Source organism: Halobium salinum (assembly GCF_026586625.1).
Classification (GTDB): Archaea; Halobacteriota; Halobacteria; order Halobacteriales; family Haloferacaceae; genus Halobium; species Halobium salinum.
On record NZ_JAODIW010000006.1, the window covers coordinates 1,186,964 to 1,206,123 of the forward strand.

The 19,160-nt window shown below is 68.4% G+C and carries 15 protein-coding genes, 1 tRNA gene and 1 pseudogene; 6 read left to right on the forward strand and 11 right to left on the reverse strand.

The genetic code is table 11. The features are described from left to right. Window positions 1–21: 21 nt before the first annotated feature. The 3 genes from N5095_RS09370 to cruF all read left to right on the forward strand — a co-directional run bounded on the left by N5095_RS09370 (window position 22) and on the right by cruF (window position 3,533). Complete coding sequence (locus N5095_RS09370) at window positions 22–1,671, forward strand: phytoene desaturase family protein (RefSeq protein ID WP_267622508.1); 1,650 nt, start codon at window positions 22–24, stop codon at window positions 1,669–1,671. 115 nt (window positions 1,672–1,786) lie between these two features. Then, the gene (locus tag N5095_RS09375; protein ID WP_390203047.1) at window positions 1,787–2,653 is read left to right on the forward strand and encodes a prenyltransferase; all 867 of its coding nucleotides are present in this window, start codon (window positions 1,787–1,789) and stop codon (window positions 2,651–2,653) included. Next, complete coding sequence (gene cruF, locus N5095_RS09380) at window positions 2,646–3,533, forward strand: bisanhydrobacterioruberin hydratase (protein WP_267622510.1); 888 nt, start codon at window positions 2,646–2,648, stop codon at window positions 3,531–3,533. Before N5095_RS09375 ends, cruF begins: the two co-directional genes overlap by 8 nt. Window positions 3,534–3,581: 48 nt before the next feature. On the opposite strand, the gene N5095_RS09385 is transcribed toward cruF, so the two are convergent. The 3 genes from N5095_RS09385 to N5095_RS09395 form a co-directional block, all read right to left on the reverse strand. Then, window positions 3,582–4,568, reverse strand: coding sequence for a phytoene/squalene synthase family protein (locus tag N5095_RS09385; protein ID WP_267622511.1), 987 nt, complete (start codon window positions 4,566–4,568; stop codon window positions 3,582–3,584). Window positions 4,569–4,715: 147 nt separating this feature from the next. Next, the gene (locus N5095_RS09390; protein WP_267622512.1) at window positions 4,716–4,853 is read right to left on the reverse strand and encodes an HVO_2523 family zinc finger protein; all 138 of its coding nucleotides are present in this window, start codon (window positions 4,851–4,853) and stop codon (window positions 4,716–4,718) included. A gap of 396 nt (window positions 4,854–5,249) precedes the next feature. Then, on the reverse strand, window positions 5,250–8,324 hold the full coding sequence (locus N5095_RS09395) for an adenosylcobalamin-dependent ribonucleoside-diphosphate reductase (protein ID WP_390203049.1): 3,075 nt from the start codon (window positions 8,322–8,324) through the stop codon (window positions 5,250–5,252). Between the two features lie 502 nt (window positions 8,325–8,826). Here N5095_RS09395 and N5095_RS09400 point away from each other — a divergent pair. Then, a complete protein-coding gene (locus tag N5095_RS09400) occupies window positions 8,827–9,033 on the forward strand; it encodes a DUF8029 family protein (RefSeq protein WP_267622514.1) in 207 nt (68 codons plus the stop codon). Window positions 9,034–9,070: 37 nt separating this feature from the next. Here N5095_RS09400 and trpG read toward each other — a convergent pair whose 3' ends face one another. Genes trpG through trpD form a run of 4 tightly spaced genes read right to left on the reverse strand, consistent with a single transcriptional unit; the run spans window position 9,071 to window position 13,242 of the window. Further along, window positions 9,071–9,772, reverse strand: a complete 702-nt coding sequence (trpG, locus tag N5095_RS09405; protein ID WP_267622515.1) for an anthranilate synthase component II — start codon at window positions 9,770–9,772, stop codon at window positions 9,071–9,073. After that, window positions 9,769–11,553 (reverse strand): anthranilate synthase component I, encoded by a 1,785-nt coding sequence (gene trpE / locus N5095_RS09410; protein WP_267622516.1) that lies wholly within the window; start codon window positions 11,551–11,553, stop codon window positions 9,769–9,771. Before trpE ends, trpG begins: the two co-directional genes overlap by 4 nt. After that, window positions 11,550–12,224 (reverse strand): phosphoribosylanthranilate isomerase, encoded by a 675-nt coding sequence (locus tag N5095_RS09415; RefSeq protein WP_267622517.1) that lies wholly within the window; start codon window positions 12,222–12,224, stop codon window positions 11,550–11,552. The genes trpE and N5095_RS09415 overlap by 4 nt, the downstream gene beginning before the upstream one ends. A 1-nt stretch (window position 12,225) precedes the next feature. Beyond that, on the reverse strand, window positions 12,226–13,242 hold the full coding sequence (gene trpD, locus N5095_RS09420) for an anthranilate phosphoribosyltransferase (RefSeq protein WP_267622518.1): 1,017 nt from the start codon (window positions 13,240–13,242) through the stop codon (window positions 12,226–12,228). Window positions 13,243–13,456: 214 nt separating this feature from the next. On the opposite strand from trpD, the gene N5095_RS09425 reads away from it, so the two are divergent. Continuing rightward, window positions 13,457–13,531, forward strand: a tRNA-Val gene (locus N5095_RS09425). Between the two features lie 139 nt (window positions 13,532–13,670). Here the strand turns inward: N5095_RS09425 and N5095_RS09430 are convergent. Further along, complete coding sequence (locus N5095_RS09430) at window positions 13,671–15,515, reverse strand: right-handed parallel beta-helix repeat-containing protein (RefSeq protein WP_267622519.1); 1,845 nt, start codon at window positions 15,513–15,515, stop codon at window positions 13,671–13,673. Between the two features lie 196 nt (window positions 15,516–15,711). After that, a pseudogene (locus tag N5095_RS09435) lies at window positions 15,712–16,056 on the reverse strand (glutaredoxin family protein); the annotation flags it as partial. A 161-nt stretch (window positions 16,057–16,217) separates the two neighbouring features. Here N5095_RS09435 and N5095_RS09440 point away from each other — a divergent pair. Further along, the gene (locus N5095_RS09440) at window positions 16,218–16,508 is read left to right on the forward strand and encodes a zinc ribbon domain-containing protein (protein WP_267622520.1); all 291 of its coding nucleotides are present in this window, start codon (window positions 16,218–16,220) and stop codon (window positions 16,506–16,508) included. 487 nt (window positions 16,509–16,995) lie between these two features. Here the strand turns inward: N5095_RS09440 and sucD are convergent, their stop codons facing one another. Together sucD and sucC are read right to left on the reverse strand one after the other, a co-directional pair. Then, window positions 16,996–17,865, reverse strand: a complete 870-nt coding sequence (gene sucD / locus N5095_RS09445) for a succinate--CoA ligase subunit alpha (protein ID WP_267622521.1) — start codon at window positions 17,863–17,865, stop codon at window positions 16,996–16,998. Further along, the gene (gene sucC, locus N5095_RS09450; RefSeq protein ID WP_267622522.1) at window positions 17,862–19,007 is read right to left on the reverse strand and encodes an ADP-forming succinate--CoA ligase subunit beta; all 1,146 of its coding nucleotides are present in this window, start codon (window positions 19,005–19,007) and stop codon (window positions 17,862–17,864) included. The genes sucD and sucC overlap by 4 nt, the downstream gene beginning before the upstream one ends. Between the last annotated feature and the right edge of the window lie 153 nt (window positions 19,008–19,160).

Below are 19,160 nucleotides of genomic sequence, written 5' to 3' on the forward strand. Positions count from 1 at the left end.
CGGACGCCCTTAGGTCACGACATGCGACCGGTCTCTGACCTCTCCTCGCTCTCGGGCCAGTCCGTCGTCGTCGTCGGCAGCGGCTTCGGCGGCCTCTCGACCGCCTGCTACCTCGCCGCCGCCGGCGCCGACGTGACCGTCCTCGAGAAGAACGAACAACTCGGCGGACGCGCCTCCCGCCTCGAGAAGGACGGGTTCCGCTTCGACATGGGCCCCTCCTGGTATCTCATGCCCGACGTGTTCGAGACGTTCTTCGGGCACTTCGGAAAGCGCCCCGAGGAGTACTACAGCCTCTCCAGACTCGACCCACACTACCGCATCTTCTTCAAGGACGGCGACCGGGTCGACATGGTCCCCGACCGGGAGACGAACCGGGAGACGTTCGAGGCGTACGAACCCGGCGCCGGCGAGGCGTTCGAGGAGTACCTCGAGAAGTCCAAGCGCAACTACGAAATCGGCATGCGCCACTTCGTCTACGAGGACCGCTCGTCGGTGTCGGACTTCCTCGACCCCCGCCTCGCGAAGTACGCCTGGGGGTTGTCGCTCGTCGGGTCGATGCAGGACCACGTCGAGAACTACTTCGACCACCCGAAACTCCAGCAGATAATGCAGTACACCCTCGTCTTCCTCGGGGGCGCGCCGAACAACACGCCGGCGCTGTACAATCTGATGAGCCACGTCGACTTCGACCTCGGCGTCTACTACCCCGACGGCGGCATCGGCGCCGTCGTCGACGGCATCGTCGACCTCGCCCGCGAACTGGGCGTCACCTTCCACACCGGCGCCGAAGTGACCGAGATTCGCGGTCGGCGCGGCGGGTTCGTCGTCCGCACTGTCGGGGCCGACGACGCGGACGAGGCGGCCACGGGGAGCGTGGACACCGGCGTCGTGACCACCGAAGCCGGCGCGACCGAACCCGCCGAGACCGACGGCTCCGGCGTCGTATCCACCGACGCCGGGAGCGGCGCGGGCCGGGAGTTCTTTCCGGACCTCGTCGTCAGCGACGCCGACTACGCCCACACCGAGCAGGAACTGCTCGCGCCCGAGAAGCGCCAGTACGACGCCGACTACTGGGACTCGCGCACGTACGCGCCCTCCGCGTTCCTGCTGTACCTCGGTGTCGAGGGGGACGTCGAGGAGTTGGCCCACCACACGCTCGTCCTGCCGACCGACTGGGACGACCACTTCGAAACCATCTTCGACGACCCGGCGTGGCCCGACGACCCCGCCTACTACCTCTGTGTCCCCTCGAAGACCGACGACACGGTCGCCCCCGAGGGCCACAGCAACCTCTTCGCGCTCGTCCCCATCGCGGCCGGCTTGGAGGACACCCCCGAGATTCGCGCGGAGTACCGGGACCTCGTCCTCGACGATATCGCCGAGAACACCGGCGTCGACCTCCGGGACCGAATCGTCATGGAGGAGACCTTCTGCGTGAACGACTTCGCCGACCGCTACAACAGCACGCAGGGGACCGCCCTCGGACTCGCTCACACGCTCCGACAGACCGCCCTCTTCCGCCCGCCCAACACCTCGGAGACCGTGCCCGGCCTCTACTTCACGGGGTCGTTCACGACGCCCGGTATCGGCGTCCCGATGTGTCTCATCAGCGGACTGCTGACCGCCGAGAAGATGGGCGAACTGGAACGCGAGGCGAAGCGGTCGGCGTGACCGCAGCCGTGACTCGGAGGGAGCCGTGACCGAGAACGCCGACGGGCAGGGGCAGGGGCAGGGGGCGACCACCCGCGGCGAGGAGTCTCGCGAGTCGACGCCGCGCGAGTCGGCGGTGAACGCAAACGGCGTCGCCGACCGAGGGCTCGCCGCCAGCGCCCGCTACCTCCTCACCCTCTCCAGACCGCGCTTCTGGTTCTACCTCGCCGGCCCCGTCGTCGTCGGGGTGACCTTCGGCGCCGGGTCGGTGGCGGAGCTGTTCGCCCCCGTCGCCCTCCTCCTGTTCGCGTACTTCCTCCTCCCGGCGAACGTCCTGTTGTACGGCGTCAACGACGTGTTCGACGCCGACGTGGACGCCGGGAACCCGAAGAAGGAGGGGCGGGAGGCGCGCTACCGGGGGAGCCGCGGGGTCGTCGCCGCGGTGATTCTCTCCGGCCTGCTCGGCGTCGCACTCTTCCCCCTCACGGACCCGGCCGCGTGGCCGTGGCTCGCGGGGTTCTTCCTGCTCGCGGTCGAGTACAGCGCGCCGCCGTTCCGGTTCAAGACGACGCCGTTTCTCGACTCGCTGTCGAACGGACTGTACGTCCTGCCGGGCGTCGCCACCTACGCCGCGCTCGCGGGGTCGGCGCCCCCGATACTGGCCGTCGCCGGCGGCTGGCTCTGGACGATGGGGATGCACACGTTCTCCGCGATTCCGGACATCGAACCGGACCGCGAGGCCGGCATCGAGACGACCGCGACGTACCTCGGGAAGTCCCACACCTACGCCTACTGCGCCGGCGTCTGGCTGCTGGCCGCGGGGGCGTTCGGCCTCGTCGACTACCGGCTCGGGGCGCTGCTGCTCGTCTACCCGCTGTTCGTCGTCGGCGTCGCCCGTTCCGACGTAGCCGTCTCCCGCGCCTACTGGTGGTTCCCGGCGCTGAACACGCTGGTCGGGATGCTCATCACCCTCGGCGGGCTGTGGGGGCTGGTCCGTGGCTGACGGCGAGACCTCGTCGGGCCGCTCGCTCGGCGGGCTCAGAGAGCGGCTCCCCTCGGACCGCTTCGAGGCCGAGCGCCTCGCCGACGACCTCGTCCGCGAGCACCGCTTCGAAATCGCGGTCGTCTTCCCGCTCGTCGGCGCCGTCCTCCTGCTCGCGAGCGCCGAGGGGCTCCTCCCGGAGCCGCTCGCGTTCAACCCGTGGCTCGTGCTCTCGGGCGTGCTCGTCATGCGTTCACCCCTGCTGGCGGGAGTGTTCCCGCTCATGACCCGGCGGGCGACGGCGGGCGTGCTCGCGCTCTGTGGCTACGCCTACGCGGTGGAGTACGTCGGCATCCAGACGGGGTTCCCCTACGGCGAGTTCTACTACGGCGTCGACCTCGGGCCGACCGTCGGCGGGGTGCCGCTGGGACTCCCCGTGTTCTTCCTGCCGCTGGTGATGAACGCCTATCTGCTCTGTCTGCTGCTGCTCGGCCCGAGCGCGGACAGCAGAGCGCGCCGGCTCGTGAGCGTGATTCTCGTCGTGCTCCTGATGGACGTGGTGCTCGACCCCGGCGCCGTCGCGCTCGGCTTCTGGGTGTACCCGAACGGCGGGGCGTTCTACGGCGTTCCCCTCTCTAACTACGCCGGCTGGGTCGTCTCCGCGACGCTCACCGTCTTCGTCATGGACGCCGCCTTCGACCACGCCGCCCTCCGCGCCCGACTGGAGCGCTGTGCGTTCATGCTCGACGACCTCGTGAGCTTCGTCATCCTCTGGGGCGGCGTCAACGCCGTCTACGGCAACTGGATTCCCGTCCTCGTCGCCGTCGGCCTCGGAGCCGGACTGCTCCGGACGGAGCGCTTCGACGCCGACCTCCTCGGTGCGGTCGGCGTCGGCCGCTGAGGTCGACACCACCGCTCCACCGACGCCACCGCTCCGTCGTGACCGCGGCTACTGCGTCGGGAGCCCCTCGGTGTGGTCCACTTCCGGCACCCGGTCGTCCGAGCGCACGGCGCTCACCCGCTCGAACACGGTCGTCGGGTCCGAGGAGAGCGCCCAGTGCATCCGGGTGCGAGCCAGCGCGGCGACCATCCGCAGGCGGCCGAGTTGGGGGGTAGCACTCACCACGTCGTACCCCCGCTTTCTGATGAGGCGGTGGTGTTCGGCGTACAGCACCGCCGAGAGCAACACGGCGAACTGGCAGTCCTCCGGGAGGTACTGGATACCGGCGACGCCGTCCCGGTACAGCCCCTCGGCGCGCCGGAGCTCTGTCCGAACCGCGCCGGCGACCCGGTCGTCGAACTCCAGCCGGCGAACCTGTTCGGGGTCGACGCCGTGGGCGTGCAGGGTCTCCTCGGGGAGGTAGACCCGGTCCCGGTCGACCACGTCCTCGCGCACGTCGCGCACGAAGTTCGTGAGCTGAAACGCCTCGCCGAGGGCGGTGGCGTGCGGGAGCGCTCGGTCGGGGTTCTCGGGCTCCATGATGGCGACCATCATCCGGCCGACGGCGGCCGCCGAGCCGTCCATGTAGGCCTCCAACTCCTCGTAGGTCGCGTAGCGGTCCGTGTCGATGTCGGACAGCATGGCGTCGACGAACACGTTCACGTCGTCGTCGGCGATGCCGTACCGTTCCCGGAGTTCGGAGAACGCCCGGAGCACCGGGTCGGCGCTCGGAGGCGACCACTCGCTGTCGCCGGAGTCGTTCGTCTCCTGTCGGCCCAGCGCCTCCGCTCGGAGCCGTTCGAGGCGCTCGCGCTGTTCCTCCGGGGGAGCGGTCTCGGCGGCGTCGACGACCTCGTCGGCGAGCCGGAAGAACGCGTACAGCACGTACGTCGGGTGACGCACCCGCTCGGGGAGGAGGCGGGTCGCGAAGTGGAACGTCTTCCCGGTTCGTCGTTGTATCGCCTTGCTCCGGGCGACCTCGTCGTCGCTCACCATGACGGGTGGAGGTGGGGGGCTCGACGGGCTCCCGTCCGTCCGGTGCTACGTGTCGGGCGGCTCATCACTCTCGTAAGCTAGGGCCGGACCTGACATAACAGTTCGTGCGCCGGCCGTCGTGACTGCGGTTCCGTCGCCTCGAGACGGTCAGTAGAACGTGTCCGCGCAGTCGAAGACGACGCCGTGCTGCGGGCAGACGTACTTGCAGTGGCGGTGGTACATCGGCTCGCCACACATCGGGCAGGGGCGACCGCCGTGGTCGACCGTCTCCGTCTCCTCGCTCACGCTCGGTTCTCGGCGCCGGGGCGGCTAAGCGTTTTCCTCCGGGGAGCGCGCCCGAACCACTCGCGGGGCGCTCGACTGGCTGACCACCCGTGCGACGCCGAGTCCCGACGTTCGAGAACCGGCGGGCGCAGGGGACGATAGCCGTCAGCCTCGCCGGTGACGACCCCGACCAGCTACCCGTTGGGGTGGACTTCCGAAGGGGCTGGGTGCTGGACGAAACACGGGGAAGCAAGCACCGCAACCGCGAGCGAGGCGAGCGGTGGGGAGCGCAGCGACCCGCGCGAGTTCAGCACCCGGGGGCTTCGGTACGCTACGAGACCGCCACGGCGCTCACGAAGACGAGAACAGCGGAGAGAAGAGCCGCAGAAAGGTCACAGCAGACGCGAACTGCTCAGACTAGCACTCGGACCAGCCGCAGGACTCGCAGGTCTTGCACCCTTCCGAGAAGTAGAGGCTCATCGAGCCACACTCGGGGCACTCCGGACTCTCACCCTTCGCGAGCAGTTCGTCGGTCGCGTCTTCGAAGTCCTCGGCCGAGGGGCCGTCGTCGGGCGTGGCGGCGTCCACGCTGGCGTCCGTATCGACCGCCGAGGCGTCGACCGCGGCGCCGCCGTCGGTCTCCGAGGCCGAGGCGTCACTCGTCTCACCCTCGACTTCGGTCAGACTCTGCTGTTTGGGGTACGGCTTGTCGATCTCGTCGTCGAGGTAGCGGCGCATCGCCGTACCGATGGCGTCCGGGATGGAGTTTATCTGCTCGCCCTTGTCCCAGGCGACCTTCGGACTGCGGGTGCCCTTCAGCTCGTCGACGATTTCCTCGGGGTCGACGCCCGAGCGCAGGGCCGTCGAGATGACCTTCGCCAGTGCCTCGGTGAAGGAGTTGGTGAACCCGCCGGAGTGGCCGATGTTCGCGAACAGTTCGAACGGACGACCGTTCTCGTCCTCGTTGATGCTCACGTACACCTTGCCGTAGCCGGTGTCGATGCGCTGGGTGACGCCGTGGAGCACGTCCGGACGCGCCTGCTTCTCGGCGTACTCGGGTTCGACGCCCTCCATCAGCTCGGCCACGTCGGTCTGGAGCTGGGCGCGGACCTCCTCGCTGTCGAGGAACCCTTCGAGCCCGCCGAAGACGGCCTGAATCTGCTCGACGATGGCCTCGGCGGCCTCCTCGTCGTCGGCGAACTCGGCGTTGTCGGCGCGCGTCGTCAGCACCTGTTTCGAGCGGGTGCCGTCGCGGTAGACGGTGACGCCCTTCCCGCCGTTGTCGTAGATGTAGCGGTACACCTCGTCCATGTCCTCGGCCGAGGCGGAGTTCGGGAAGTTGCAGGTCTTCGAGATGGCGGAGTCGACGCCCTCCTGGCAGGCACACTGCACCGACGCGTGTTCGATGCCGGAGAGGTCGCCGGTGACGACGAACAGTTCGCCGATGGCGTCCGGAACGGTGTCGAGCCCCTCGACGCCGTCGAAGCGGTTGGTCGCCATCTGCTCCTGGGCCTCCTCCTTCACGGCGTCGACGTCGACGTCGTTGGCCTCCAGGGTGCGCAGGAAGTAGTCGTCGAACTCGACGAGCATCTCGTCGCCCTGCACGTCGTCGGAGACGTTCTTGTAGTAGGCGACGTTGTAGATGGGCTCGCAGCCGCCGGTCGTGTTGCCGACCATCGAGGTGGTGCCGGTCGGCGCGATGGTCGTCGTGTTGTGGTTGCGAACCGGGTACCCCTCGGCCCAGTCGTCCGCGGACTCGCCGGTCTGCTTCTCGAACCACTCGCGGTACTCGGTCGGGTTCGCGTACTTCGAGTGGCCCCAGTCCTCGAAGGAGCCGCGCTCCTCGGCGAGTTCGTGGGAGGCCGCCTTCGACCCGTGGTTGATGTGGGTCATGAGCTGTCGGGCGACCTCGTTGCCGGCGTCGGAGCCGTAGCGCACGCCGAGCTGGATGTAGAGCTGGGCGAGCCCCATGACGCCGAGGCCGATTTTTCGCATCTCGCGGACCTTCTGTTCGATTTCGGGCACCGGGAAGTCCGACATCGTGACGACGTTCTCCAGGAACCGGGTGCCGTACTCGATACGGTGGTCGAACTCGTCCCAGTCGATGGCGTCGCCGAGGAACGCCGCGACGGCCGCTTCGTGGGAGTCGTACTCGTCGCCGTGCTCCTCGTGCCAGACGCGCCAGTCGGGCGCGTCGAGGGCGGCGAGCGTCGAGAGGTTGATGTGGCCGAGGTTACAGGCCTCGTACTCCTCCAGGGGTTGCTCGCCGCAGGGGTTCGTCGCGAGAATCTGGTGGTCGGGGTGCTCCTCCACGTCGAAGGAGTGTTCCTTGTTGACGCGCTCGAGGTAGATGACGCCCGGTTCGCCGTTCTCGTGGGCACCACTCACCATGTGGTCCCAGATTTCCGTCGCAGGGACCGACAACACCTCGCCGACCTCGACGTGCTCGCCGAGGCCGAACATCTCGTACAGCTCCTTCGTCTGGGGCGTGGCGACGTGGGGCTCCTCCGTGCGTGGGTTCGTGAAGACGAACTCCTCGTCCGCGTAGAGGGCGTCCATGAAGTCGTCGGTGACGCCGACGGAGATGTTGAAGTTCGAGAGGTGACCCTCGACGGCGTTGCGGAGGTGCTTCGGGACGCGCCCCTCCTCGTCGATGAGCTCGCGGGCCTCCTCCAGCGCGTCGGCGAAGGAGGTGTGGGTGTAGTCGTCGGGGTCGTTCAGCCGCAGCGAGTGTGCCAGCGAGACGTCCTTGTTTTTCGCGTGGATGAACTGGATGACGTCCGGGTGCGAGACGCGCATGACGCCCATCTGGGCGCCGCGGCGGGCGCCGCCCTGCGCGATGGTCTCGCACATCTGGTCGTACGTGCGCATGAACGTGATAGGCCCCGAGGCGATGCCGCCGGTCGAGCCGACCGCGTCGCCGTACGGGCGGAGCTTCCAGAAGGCGTACCCCATCCCGCCGCCGGACTGGAACACTTCCGCGGCCTCCTGCATCGTCTCGTGGATGTCGGTGATGTCGTCCTCGGGGGAGTCGACGAAGCAGGCCGAGAGCTGCTGGAGTTCGTCGCCCGCGTTCATCAGCGTCGGCGAGTTCGGCATGAACGACAGCGACTCCATCGATTCGCGGAACTCGTCGCGCACGTCCTCGACGTGGCTCCGAATCTCCTCGGGGAGCTCGGGGACGACGGTGTCGTAGGAGAACTTCGAGACGTTGTACACCGTCAACTGGGTCTCGGCGTCGTCGCCGACGGAGACGCCCTTGCCGAACACCTCGGCCGCGAGTTCGTCGCGGCGCGGGTGGTCGGGCTTGAGCTGGTCAGGCGTCACCGTGACCTCGACGTCCCGTTTCTCGGCCTCGTAGACGGCCTCCGCGAGCGAGATGTTCTTCGCGACGCGGACGAACAGCTCCTCCTGCGTCTCGATGAGTTCGCCGTCCGCGTCCTTGCGGAGGTAGCGGGCCGGCAGGATGTTCTGGTACGCGTTGCCGGTCATCCGCGCTTCGAGCGTGTCGCCCTCGGTCCGCTTGATGGGCAGACGAATCTCGTCGGCGTCGACCTCGGACCGGCTCACGCCGACCACCCCGACTCGCCGTCGCGGAGCGCCCCGCGGACCGCCGCGTCGAACTCGCCGTTCATCGGTACTGTGCCTCCGGGCCGGCAGCACCCTCCGACCGGCCGATTTTGTCTCCTGTAATCGTCGTGCATCCGTTCATCCTGTGACGGGCAATCGATACGAAGCCATCCCCATAACAGCTTCGTTTGCGCTAATCCAAGTGTGATTGTGTAGCGATGCCTCTTGGCTCTGATAGTGCGAACCGGGCCAAATTTCTGCTCGTTCGTGGGTACACTCCGGGGCGGTATAAGGCTATTCAGACCGGACCGAAAGTGGTCCGTCTCGACAGTTCCCCCCGGCCGAAACCACCTATCTCCGGCGGCGTACGGCGGTCTTGGGCACGCACCCAAAACTTATAGCCGGGCGTGAGTATCCATCCGATATGTCCGTACTCGGTGCCACACTTCCGGTGCTTCAGGCTGGTGTCCTGAACACCCCGCTCGGTCAGTTGCTCGCGGCGCTCGTCGCGCTCGCGCTGGTGTTGCTCGTCGGTCGACTGTTCCTCCGGATGGCCTGGCGCGTCGTCACCATCGGAATCGTGCTCGTCGCCGCCGCGCTCGCGGTGTCGATGCTCGGCATCGGATTCTGACCGGTCGGCGCCTCCCTCCGACAGAACCGACCCGCGACTACTCGGCTTCGAGCCGAGCCGACGCCTCCGCTTTCGAGACGCACTCCACCAGGAAGTTCCTGAGCACGTCGTGTCCCACCGCCGTGAGCACGCTCTCCGGGTGGAACTGCACGCACTCGATGGGGTACTCCCGGTGGCGAACCCCCATCACCAGTTCGACGTCGCCGTGGCGCGTCGTCGCCGACATGTCGAAGCAGTCGGGCACCTCGGTGGCGACCAGCGAGTGGTAGCGCCCCGCCTGGAACCCCTGCGGGAGCCCCGTAAAGACGCCCTCGCCGTCGTGGTCGACGGCGAACGCCTTCCCGTGGACCGGCTCGGGCGCGTGGCCGACCGTCCCGCCGTACTCGTGGACGGCGGCCTCCAGTCCGAGACAGACGCCGAGTGTCGGTATCGTCGGTGAGAGTGTACGCAGGACCTCGGCGGAGACGCCAACGTCGCGGTCGTTCTCGGGATGGCCCGGCCCGGGGCTCACCACGAGCGCGTCGGGGTCGAGCCCGCGAATCTCCTCGAGCGAAGCGGTGTTCTTCACCACCTCGACCTCCGGGGGTCCGCCGGGCAGGCGGGTGTCGGAGAGGTACTCGACGAGGTTGTAGGTGAACGAGTCGTAGTTGTCGACGACGACGACGCGGAGGCGCTCGCCGTCGGCGTCGACCCCGGTGTCGGTACCGACCCCGGCGTCCGAGCCGCGGTCGGCGGTCATCGGCTCGCCTCCGGGGCGGTCTCGCCGTGGTCGAGGCCGGCGCCGCCAGCATCCGAACGCTCGATACGTTCGAGCGCCGCCAGCACGCCGCCCATCTTCTTCTCGGTCTCCTCGTACTCGGCGCCGGGGTCGCTGTCGGCGACGATGCCGGCGCCGGCGCGGACGGTGACCCGGTCCTCGTCGCCGGACTCGTCGACCGTCGCGGTCCGGATGACGATGGCGAGGTCGGCGTCCCCGTGCCACGAGAAGTAGCCGACGCCGCCACCGTAGACGCCGCGGGGGGTCTCCTCCAGTTCGTCGACGAGTTCCATCGCGCGCACCTTCGGCGCGCCGGTGAGGGTGCCGGCCGGGAACGACACCCGGACGGCGTCGAAGGCGTCGCGGTCGGCGGCGAGTCGACCCGTCACGGTCGACTCGATGTGCTGGACGTGGGAGTACTTCAGCACGTTCATGAACTCCTCGACGCGGACGCTGCCGGCCTCGGAGACCCGGCGCACGTCGTTTCGCGCGAGGTCGACGAGCATCGTGTGCTCGGCGCGCTCCTTCGCGTCGGCGAGCATCTCGCCGGCGAGGCGGCGGTCCTCGACGGGGCTCGACCCGCGCGGGCAGGTGCCCGCGATGGGGTTCGAGACGACGCGGTCGCCCTCGACGGAGACGAGCGTCTCGGGGCTGGCGCCGACGACCGAGCGGTCGCCGTGGCGAAGCAGGTACATGTACGGCGATGGGTTCACCGCGCGAAGGGCGGCGTACAACCCGACGGGGTCGATTTCGCCGCGTAGTTCGCGCGTGCGAGAGATGACGGCCTGGTACACGTCACCGTCGAGGACGTGTTCTTTCGCACGGCGGACCGCGTCCTCGTAGGCCTCGCGGGAGCCGGCTGTCTCGCCGGTCTTCACGAACTCGCCCGGGTCCGGCTCCTCGGCCGCGGCGAGGGTCGTCGATACCCTGTCGACCTCGGCGAGGAGCTCGTCGTACACCGCGTCGGGGTCGTCCGCCGGTCGGACGACGGGCGTGAACACGAGCGACGCCGAGTCGGCCTCGTCGTCGAAGACGAGCGTGCGGGTCGTGAGGACGAACTCCGCGTCCGGGAGGTCGGCGGACGGTAACTCGCTACCGTCCCCGTCCGGGAGCTCCGAGTCGGTCGCCCCCCGTTCCACTCCGACCTCGTCCAGCCAGAGGTCGTACACCGCGTCGTAGGCGAGGAAGCCGACGAGGCCGCCGTCGAGGTGGCGCCGTTCGGTGTCGGGAAAGCCGACGCGGGTCACGTCCGGGAGCGCCCCGCGGAGCCGGTCGAGCGTGTCGCCGCCGTCGTCGTCGACGCGTTCGACGCCCTCGCGGACGAGGTCCGCCGCGCGGCCCCCCAACGACTCGACGTTCGCGCCGTCGGCGCCGACGGAGACGACGGCCTCCGGGTCGTAGCCGACGAAGGAGAAGCGCGCGTGGCGGTCGGCGCCGCCGCTCGCGTCTTCTCTGGTATCGACGCCTGCCGGACTCGGTGACGGGGCGAAGGCGCCGTCCGGGTCCGAGGAGGCGACTTTCTCCGCGCTCTCGAGCAGGAACCCGTAGTCGCTCCGGTCGGCGAGGGCGGTGTAGGCGGCGAGCGGGGCCACGTCGAGGTCGAGGTCGGCCGCGAGGTGGACGACCGCGGGGCCGTCGACGCGCTCGACGCCCTCGACGAACGCCTCGCGGGTGGTGTCGAGGGGCGCCTCGGACGCTCCGGCGCCGGCTCCAGCGCTGGTGTCGGAGCCGACCGAGCCATCGGTGTCGGCCCCGTCCGTCACAGGGCCACCTCCGAGTCGGTGTCCTCCCGGACCGCCTCGCCCGCCCGCTTCGCGCTGCGGACGAACGCGCGGACGGCGTCGTGGTCCTTCACCCCGCCCGAGGCCTCCACACCGCTCGCCACGTCGACGGCGTACGGCCCGACAGCCTCGACCGCGTCGGCGACGTTGTCGGGGTCGAGCCCGCCGGCGAGAATCAGCGGCATCGGAAGCGACGCCGCCAGTTCTCGGGTCCGCTCCCAGTCGTGGGTGCGGCCGGTCCCGCCGGCGCCATCCTCGCTCACGGAGTCGACGAGCACCGCGTCGACGGCGCCTTCGAGGTCGAGCGCGCGGTTCGGCTCGTCGCTCGGGACGACCGCGACGAGTCGCGAGCGAGTCTCGGCGCGGACGAACCGGAACTCGTCGGGGTCGAAGTCCGCGTGAAGCTGGAGGACGTCCGGCTGGACGATTTCGGCGAGTTCGACCGCGCGCTCGGGCGAGTCGGGCATCGTGACGAGCGTCGTCGTGAGGAACGGCGGGGCGCTCGCGACCAGCGAGGCGGCCTCGCTCGGGTCGACCTCGCGGGGGGTGTCGACGGACACGTCGGCGATGACGCCGACCGCGTCGGCGCCGGCGTCGGCCACCGCCCGGAGGTCGGCCGCGCGGGTCACGCCGCAGACCTTGACACCGACCATCTCAGTCGGCCTGCGTCGCGGGCGCGACCCCGCGCAGGTCGTCCAGTTTCTCGGCGGCGGCGCCGGAGTCGATAGCCTCCCGGGCCCGGTCGACGCCCGCTTCGAGCGTGTCTTCGAGGCCGGCGACGTACACTGCCGCGCCGGCGTTCGCGAGGATGAGGTCGCGCTTCGGCCCGGTCACGTCGCCCGTGAGGATGCCGGTCATGTCGTCGGCGTTCTCCTGGGGCGTGCCGCCGGCGACCTCGGAGACCGGCGCGGGGTCGAGACCGAGGTCCTCGGCGGTGAGGGAGTACGTCTCGACCTGGTCGCCGTCGACCTCCGCGACGACCGTCTCGTCGTGGATGCAGATTTCGTCCATGCCGGAGCCGTGGACGACGAGCGCGCGCTCGACGGGCATGTGCTTCAGCGCGCGGGCGACGACGGGGACGAGGTCCGGGTCGTAGACGCCGAGCACCTGCGCCTCGGCGCCGGCGGGGTTCGTCAGCGGCCCGAGCACGTTGAACAGCGTCCGCATCCCCAACTCCTTGCGCGGGCCGATGACGGCCTTCATCGCCGGGTGGAACACCGGCGCGAGCATGAAGCCGATGCCGTCGCGTTCGATGGCGTCCTCGACGTCGTCCGGTTCGGCCTCGACGTTCACGCCCGCGACTTCGAGCACGTCCGCGCTCCCCGACGAGGAGGAGACGGAGTAGTTGCCGTGTTTGGCCACCGCGGCATCCGCGCCGGCGGCGACCATCGCGCTCGTCGTCGAGACGTTGATGGTGTCGTAGTCGTCGCCGCCGGTGCCACAGGTGTCGACCAGCGGGCGCCGGTCGGGGTCGATGGTGCGGGCCGCGTCGCGCATCCCCTGTGCGAAGCCGGCGATTTCGGCCTCCGTCTCGCCCTTCGCGCGGAGCGCCGCCAACAGCGCACCCATCTGTGCCTCCGTCGCCTCCTCGAAGACGAGGCGCGCCGCGTCGCGTGCCTCGTCCACGGTCAGGTCCTCCCCGTCGGTCACCCGTCTGATGTAGTCCTGCATTGTGGAACACCGATGTACGTCTTCGTATTACGATGTACAAATACGTACATCGACTTAAGCGTGTTGGAGAGTGTGATAGTCAGTGTCGCAGTGGCGTGTCTGGGGGCCTCGGGGGCGTGTGGTTCGGGAGCAAACCGACACGCGGCACCGGATTCCGGAACCCTTAATTAGGTTCCTGGGAAACGAAGGAGTGCAGCAGCAAGCGAAACCAGGCGGGTTGGTGGTCTAGTCTGGTTATGACACCTCCTTGACATGGAGGAGGCCGGCAGTTCAAATCTGCCCCAACCCACTTTCCGATTCTTCGCAACGACGAGCGATGGGAGGCGTGAACGAAGTGAACGCCTCGGAATAGCGAACGGCGAAGTCGTGAGTCAGCGAGCGGTCCGTGATGCGGGACGGCTGTATAGGGTTCGAACGAGGTCCGGCAGTCAGAACTCCTCGGCGGCGAACTTCGCCCCGTCGACCCAGATGTCGACTCCGGGATCACCGGACAGCACCTCGAAGTCGGTGACGAACCCGGAGAACCGGTACGTGTCCGACGACCACTTCACCGACCCTTCGGCGACGGGACCGCGTACCACGTCGTCCCCGGACTCCAGGTTGTCCCCCGCCTCGAGGTCGCCGGACACCTCGAAGCGATATCGGGTCCGGGTACCGGAGCCGACCACCGCGATGTCCGACACTACGACCGGGTCGGACGCCGTTCCGTCCCCGTCGAGGCTGGACCCGTCGCTGTCACCGCTCCGCGTCGTCACGTCCGGGAACGCCCACGGAGCGTACTTCGAGCCGTTCGCCCAGACGTCTACGTCCGGGTCGCCGCTCAAGACCTCGAACCCGGTGATTTCACCGGTGTAGTGGTAGTTGTCACTCAGCCAGCGAACGTTCCCCTCTGCGACCGACGTCCCGGTCCAGTCCTCTCCACGCTCGGTGTCGGACGTCCCGGAAATCTCGCCGGACACTCGGACCACGTACGTCGACCCGTTCCCCGTCCCGACGACGGCCATCTCACGCCGCTCCAGAATCCGGTCCCCGTTCACCCCGACGCGCACCGGGTAGAGCGAGCCGTACCGGTTCCCCGCCACCGAAATCCCGAGGTCCGACGGGTCGTGCTCGCGTCCGTCGGGGGTCGTCGCCCGAATCGCGGCGACGCTGTTGTCGCGAGCGGTCCGCATCGAGTCGGGGTACGCGAGGACGTTGTCCCGAATCGAGGCGTAGCTCCGCGGCTCCCCCCGGATGCGCACCGCACTCCGGTAGTACTCGCCGCCGTGGACGTCCACCCCGGCGAGCACGGTGTTCTCGTGGACCGTGATGCGCTGACCGGCGCCGGCGTCGCTCGCGTCGCCCGTGACCTCCGAGTAGTCGTGCATATCGATGTGGTGAGAGGTCGTCCGACTCCCGATCAGGTTGCGACGGAGGTGGTACGAACACCGGGGTGCGCCACTCGAGGCGACCGCGTGGCGGTTGTGGTCGAAGTAGTTCTGCCAGACGAACGGTTCGCCGCGGTACACCACTACGCCGTAGCCGCGTCGGTAGCAGGCGTTGTCGACGATGTCGTTGTTGTGGACGAACGTGCCGAGCGGGTAATCATTGACGGTACCGTGTCGTCCGATTTCGATGCCGGCCTGCGTCCAGCCCCGTACGACGCAGTTGTCGACGGCGACGTCGTGTCCCTCGATGGAGACACCGGTCGCCCAGTCCAGCGACCGTTGCTGCGACCGAGGCACGTACTCCGGCCAGTCCGCCTCGATACGCATGCCGGTGAGTCGCACACCGTCCCCGGTCACCCGGATGAGGGGGTCCGTCTCGTTCGCCGTAAAGAGGCGCGCGCCGTGGCCCGTAATACCGCGTCCGGACGCGACGGTGACGTTATCGGTCGAAATCGTGAGAGGTGCGCGACGACGGAACGCGGTGAAGTCGAACCGGTTCTCCGGCAGCCAGATCACGTCGCCGGGGCGCGCCCCCTCCACGGCCTCGACGAGTTCGTCGGGCGTCTCCGCGACGTGCGTCGCGTCCCCCGGCCGAACCGTCGGACCCGCCTCGAAGTACCGGATGTGAGGGGACTGTGCGCCGGTGCCGGCCACCTTCCCGACCCACGGACCGCCGCCGAGCGGGCGACCCTGCGTGAGTAGTTCCGGGGGTTCGTACTCGTACTGCGACGGAGCGGCGCGGACGGGCTCCTCCGCGGCGACGGTACCGACAGCGGCGTTCCGTCCGACCGCGGCGACGCCGGCGGAGACCATCACAGAGGAGAGAAACTTTCTTCTACTGAACATTATACTGGAGCAGAAATTACCTATAGAATGTAAGAGTTTCTATAAAAAAAGAGACATGCGCTGCGAGAGAGAGCTACCGGGAGCGGCGAGAGCAGCCTCGAAACGGCGTGAGCGGAGCCGCGACCGACGGCGGTCAGAACGGCGCGTTCACGCTCGAGTCGTCGGTCGAAGACGTGTCGCTTTCGAGTACGTCCGGGTCGGCGTTCAGCGTCTCGGCGAGCTGTCCGCGCTCGTCGAGTTCGGCGAGGATGTCACTCCCACCGACGAACTCGCCGTCGACGAACGTCTGTGGGGTCGTCTCCCAGTCGCTGTGTGCGGCGAGCGCCTCCCGGAACGCGTCGATGTTTTGGAGGACGTCGACCGTCGCGACGTCGTCACGGTACTGCCGAATCAAACCGAGCGCCCGTTTCGAGTAGCCACACTGTGGCATGTGCGCAGTCCCCTTCATGAACAGCACGACCTCGTTGTCGGCGATGGCTCCGTCGACACGACTCCGTACCTCTTCTGCGTCTAGCTGCGGCGCGTTCGGGTCGAATGTCACGGGTGGGCTTGTCCCGCGGCGCCCTAAGCCCTTGTGTCGGTCCGCGATGCCTCACGGTCCTCTAACAGCCATCTCCGAACCCGACGGCTCCGGGCTCTCTAACTCCGGCGAACCAGTACGGGGACCGTCAACGACTAACACGATGAACCCTTGTACGCTATATGGAAGTCTGGCAGAAGGTCCTCATGGCGGCGGGCATCTGCGTGGCGCCGTCGCTACTGTTCCTCGGGCTCTGGCGGGGGCTGATGCGGTTGCGCGACGACGACCTGATAGACCGAACCAGCGACGACTGGAACGAACCGTACGTCGGACCGACCATCGTCCCCCGGAGCGTGGTTCCCGGAAGCGACCAGAAGGTGCCGGCGCGGGTCGACTTCGTCGTGTGTGACCAGTGTGGCGCGCCCAACGCCGAGGGGTCCCGGTACTGTCACGAGTGTCTGTCGCGAGTATGATGGTGTAAAGAGAACGGTGCTGGTGGAATCGACAACACCAGCTCTGGGTCGGTAGCTCCCGCAAGCCCCCGACCTCTGGACTCGCGCACCTCGCTGCGCGCCTCGGTCGTTCGCTTCGCTCACTCCCTGTCGTTCGAGAGGCGCTACGCGCCTCTCGTGATGTCGCCGGAGCCAACGGCTCCGGCTGCTAACCGGAACGCGAGGCGTTCCGGTGATGTCGTCGGAAGCCGTTGGCTTCCGACTGCTTGCCGGACGCAGTCCGGCAATGACGGGAGAGCTTCGCTCTCCCGAACCACGGTGCTTGCGTCGGTGTGCTTCGTCCAGAGCTGAGCGAGAGCGAAGCTCTCGCGAGCAGCCGGAGCCTCCGCTTCCGGCGACCCGGCCCCTTCCGAACCCCCACCCGACGGTGGTAGGCCAGAAGTCGCCGCACCCCCTACGCTCGGTGAGTCACAAAAGAAAAGCCGCATCCTCGAACCGCGACGGGACCCTACAGGAAGTCCTCGATGTGGTCGGCGACCTCCTCGGGGGTGTCGCCGACGGGGACGCCCGCGTCGTTGAGGGCGTCGATTTTCGACTGCGCCGTGCCGGTGCCGGAGCCGGAGACGATGGCGCCGGCGTGGCCCATGCGCTTGCCCGGGGGCGCCGTGCGGCCGGCGATGAAGCCGGCGACGGGCGTGTCCATGTGTTCGGCGATGTAGGCGGCCGCCTCCTCCTCGTCCTCGCCGCCGATTTCGCCGCACATCACGACCGCGTCGGTGTCCTCGTCCTCCTCGAACAGTTCGAGGGCGTCGACGAAGTCCGTTCCGATGATGGGGTCGCCGCCGATGCCGATGGCTGTCGTCTGGCCGATGCCGCGGTCGGTGAGGTTCGAGACGACCTGGTAGGTCAGCGTGCCCGAACGCGAGACCAGCCCGACGTTGCCGGACTCGAAGATGTTGCCCGGGAGGATGCCGAGTTTGGCCTCGCCGGGGGTGATGATGCCGGGGCAGTTCGGGCCGATGAGGCGGGTGTCGACCTCCGAGAGGCGCTTGTACACCTTCGCCATGTCCTGGGTCGGGATACCCTCGGTGATAGCGACGACGAGGTCGAGGTCGGTGTCGAGCGCCTCGAACAGCGCGTCGCCGGCGAACGCTGGCGGCACGAACACGACCGAGGCGTCGGCGTCCTCCGCCTCGACGGCCTGGTGGACCGTGTCGTAGACGGGGACGCCGTGGACCTCCTGGCCGCCCTTTCCGGGGACCGCGCCGGCCACGACGTTCGTCCCGTACTCTATCATCTGTCCCGCGTGGAACTTCCCTTCCCCGCCGGTGATGCCCTGCACCACGACGCGGGTGTCGTCGTCGACGAGAATGCTCATTGGTTGACCTCCTCAGCGTCGCTGACCGCACGCTGCACGGCGTCTTCGAGTGTCTTCTCCACTTTCACGAGGTCGGTGTTCAGAATCTCCATCCCCTCCTCGGCGTTGGTGCCGGCGAGGCGGACGGTGACGGGCTTCGGAATCTCGTCGAACTGCTCCAGCGCCTCGTTGATACCCTTCGCCACCTCGTCACCGCGGGTGATGCCGCCGAAGATGTTGAACACGACGCTGTCGACGTTCTCGTCGGAGAACACCATGTCCAGCGCGTTGGTGACGCGCTCGGCCTTGGCGCCGCCGCCGATGTCGAGGAAGTTGGCGGGCTGTCCGCCGTAGTAGTCCACGAGGTCGAGTGTCGTCATGACGAGGCCGGCGCCGTTGCCGATGATGCCGACGTTCCCCTCCAGTCGGACGTAGTCGAAGCCGTACTCGCCGGCCTTGCGTTCGAGGTCGTTCTCGTAGGCCGCCTCCTGCATCTCCTCGAGGTCGGGCTGGCGGAACAGCGCGTCGTCGTCGATGTTCATCACGGCGTCGGCGGCGATTACGTCGCCGTCGCTCGTAATCATCACCGGGTTCACCTCGATGTCGGAGGCGTCGCGCTCCTCGTAGAGGTCGTAGAGGGTCGTGAGAATCGAGGCCACGTCGCGGCTGTGCTCGCGGTCGACGCCGGCGTCGTACACCGCTTTGCGGGCCTGGTAGGGATGCATCCCGAACGCGGGGTCGACGTGCTCGCGGGCGATGGCCTCCGGGTTCTCCTCGGCGACCTCCTCGATGTTGACGCCACCCTGCGTCGAGACCATGGCGACGGGCTTGCCCTCGCCGCGGTCCATCGTGACGCCGACGTACAGTTCGTTCACGAAGTCGACGCCGGCCTCGACGAGGACCGATTCGACGGTGTACCCCTTGAGGTCCATCCCGAGGATGGCTTCTGCGGCCTCGCGGGCCTCCTCCTCGTTCTCGGCCAGTTTGATACCGCCGGCCTTCCCGCGGCCGCCGACGTGGACCTGTGCCTTCACCGCGACGGGGTAGCCGATCTCCTCGGCCGCCGCCACGGCCTCGTCGACGCTCTCGGCCAACTGGGAGTCCGGTACCGGAATCCCGGCCTCGGCGAAGACCTCCTTCGCCTGGTACTCGTGGAGTTTCATGCGTCCCTATGCGGGCGGCGTCCGGGCTTAAATCCCGGCGGTACGGGGCGAGCGTTGCCACGCCACAGGGGCCTTGCCGGTTCTGGAAAAGGGTACTCGAAGCCGAGTCAGGGCCGGTGTCGAGCGGGTCCGGGCGGCGGTGGGCCCACTACG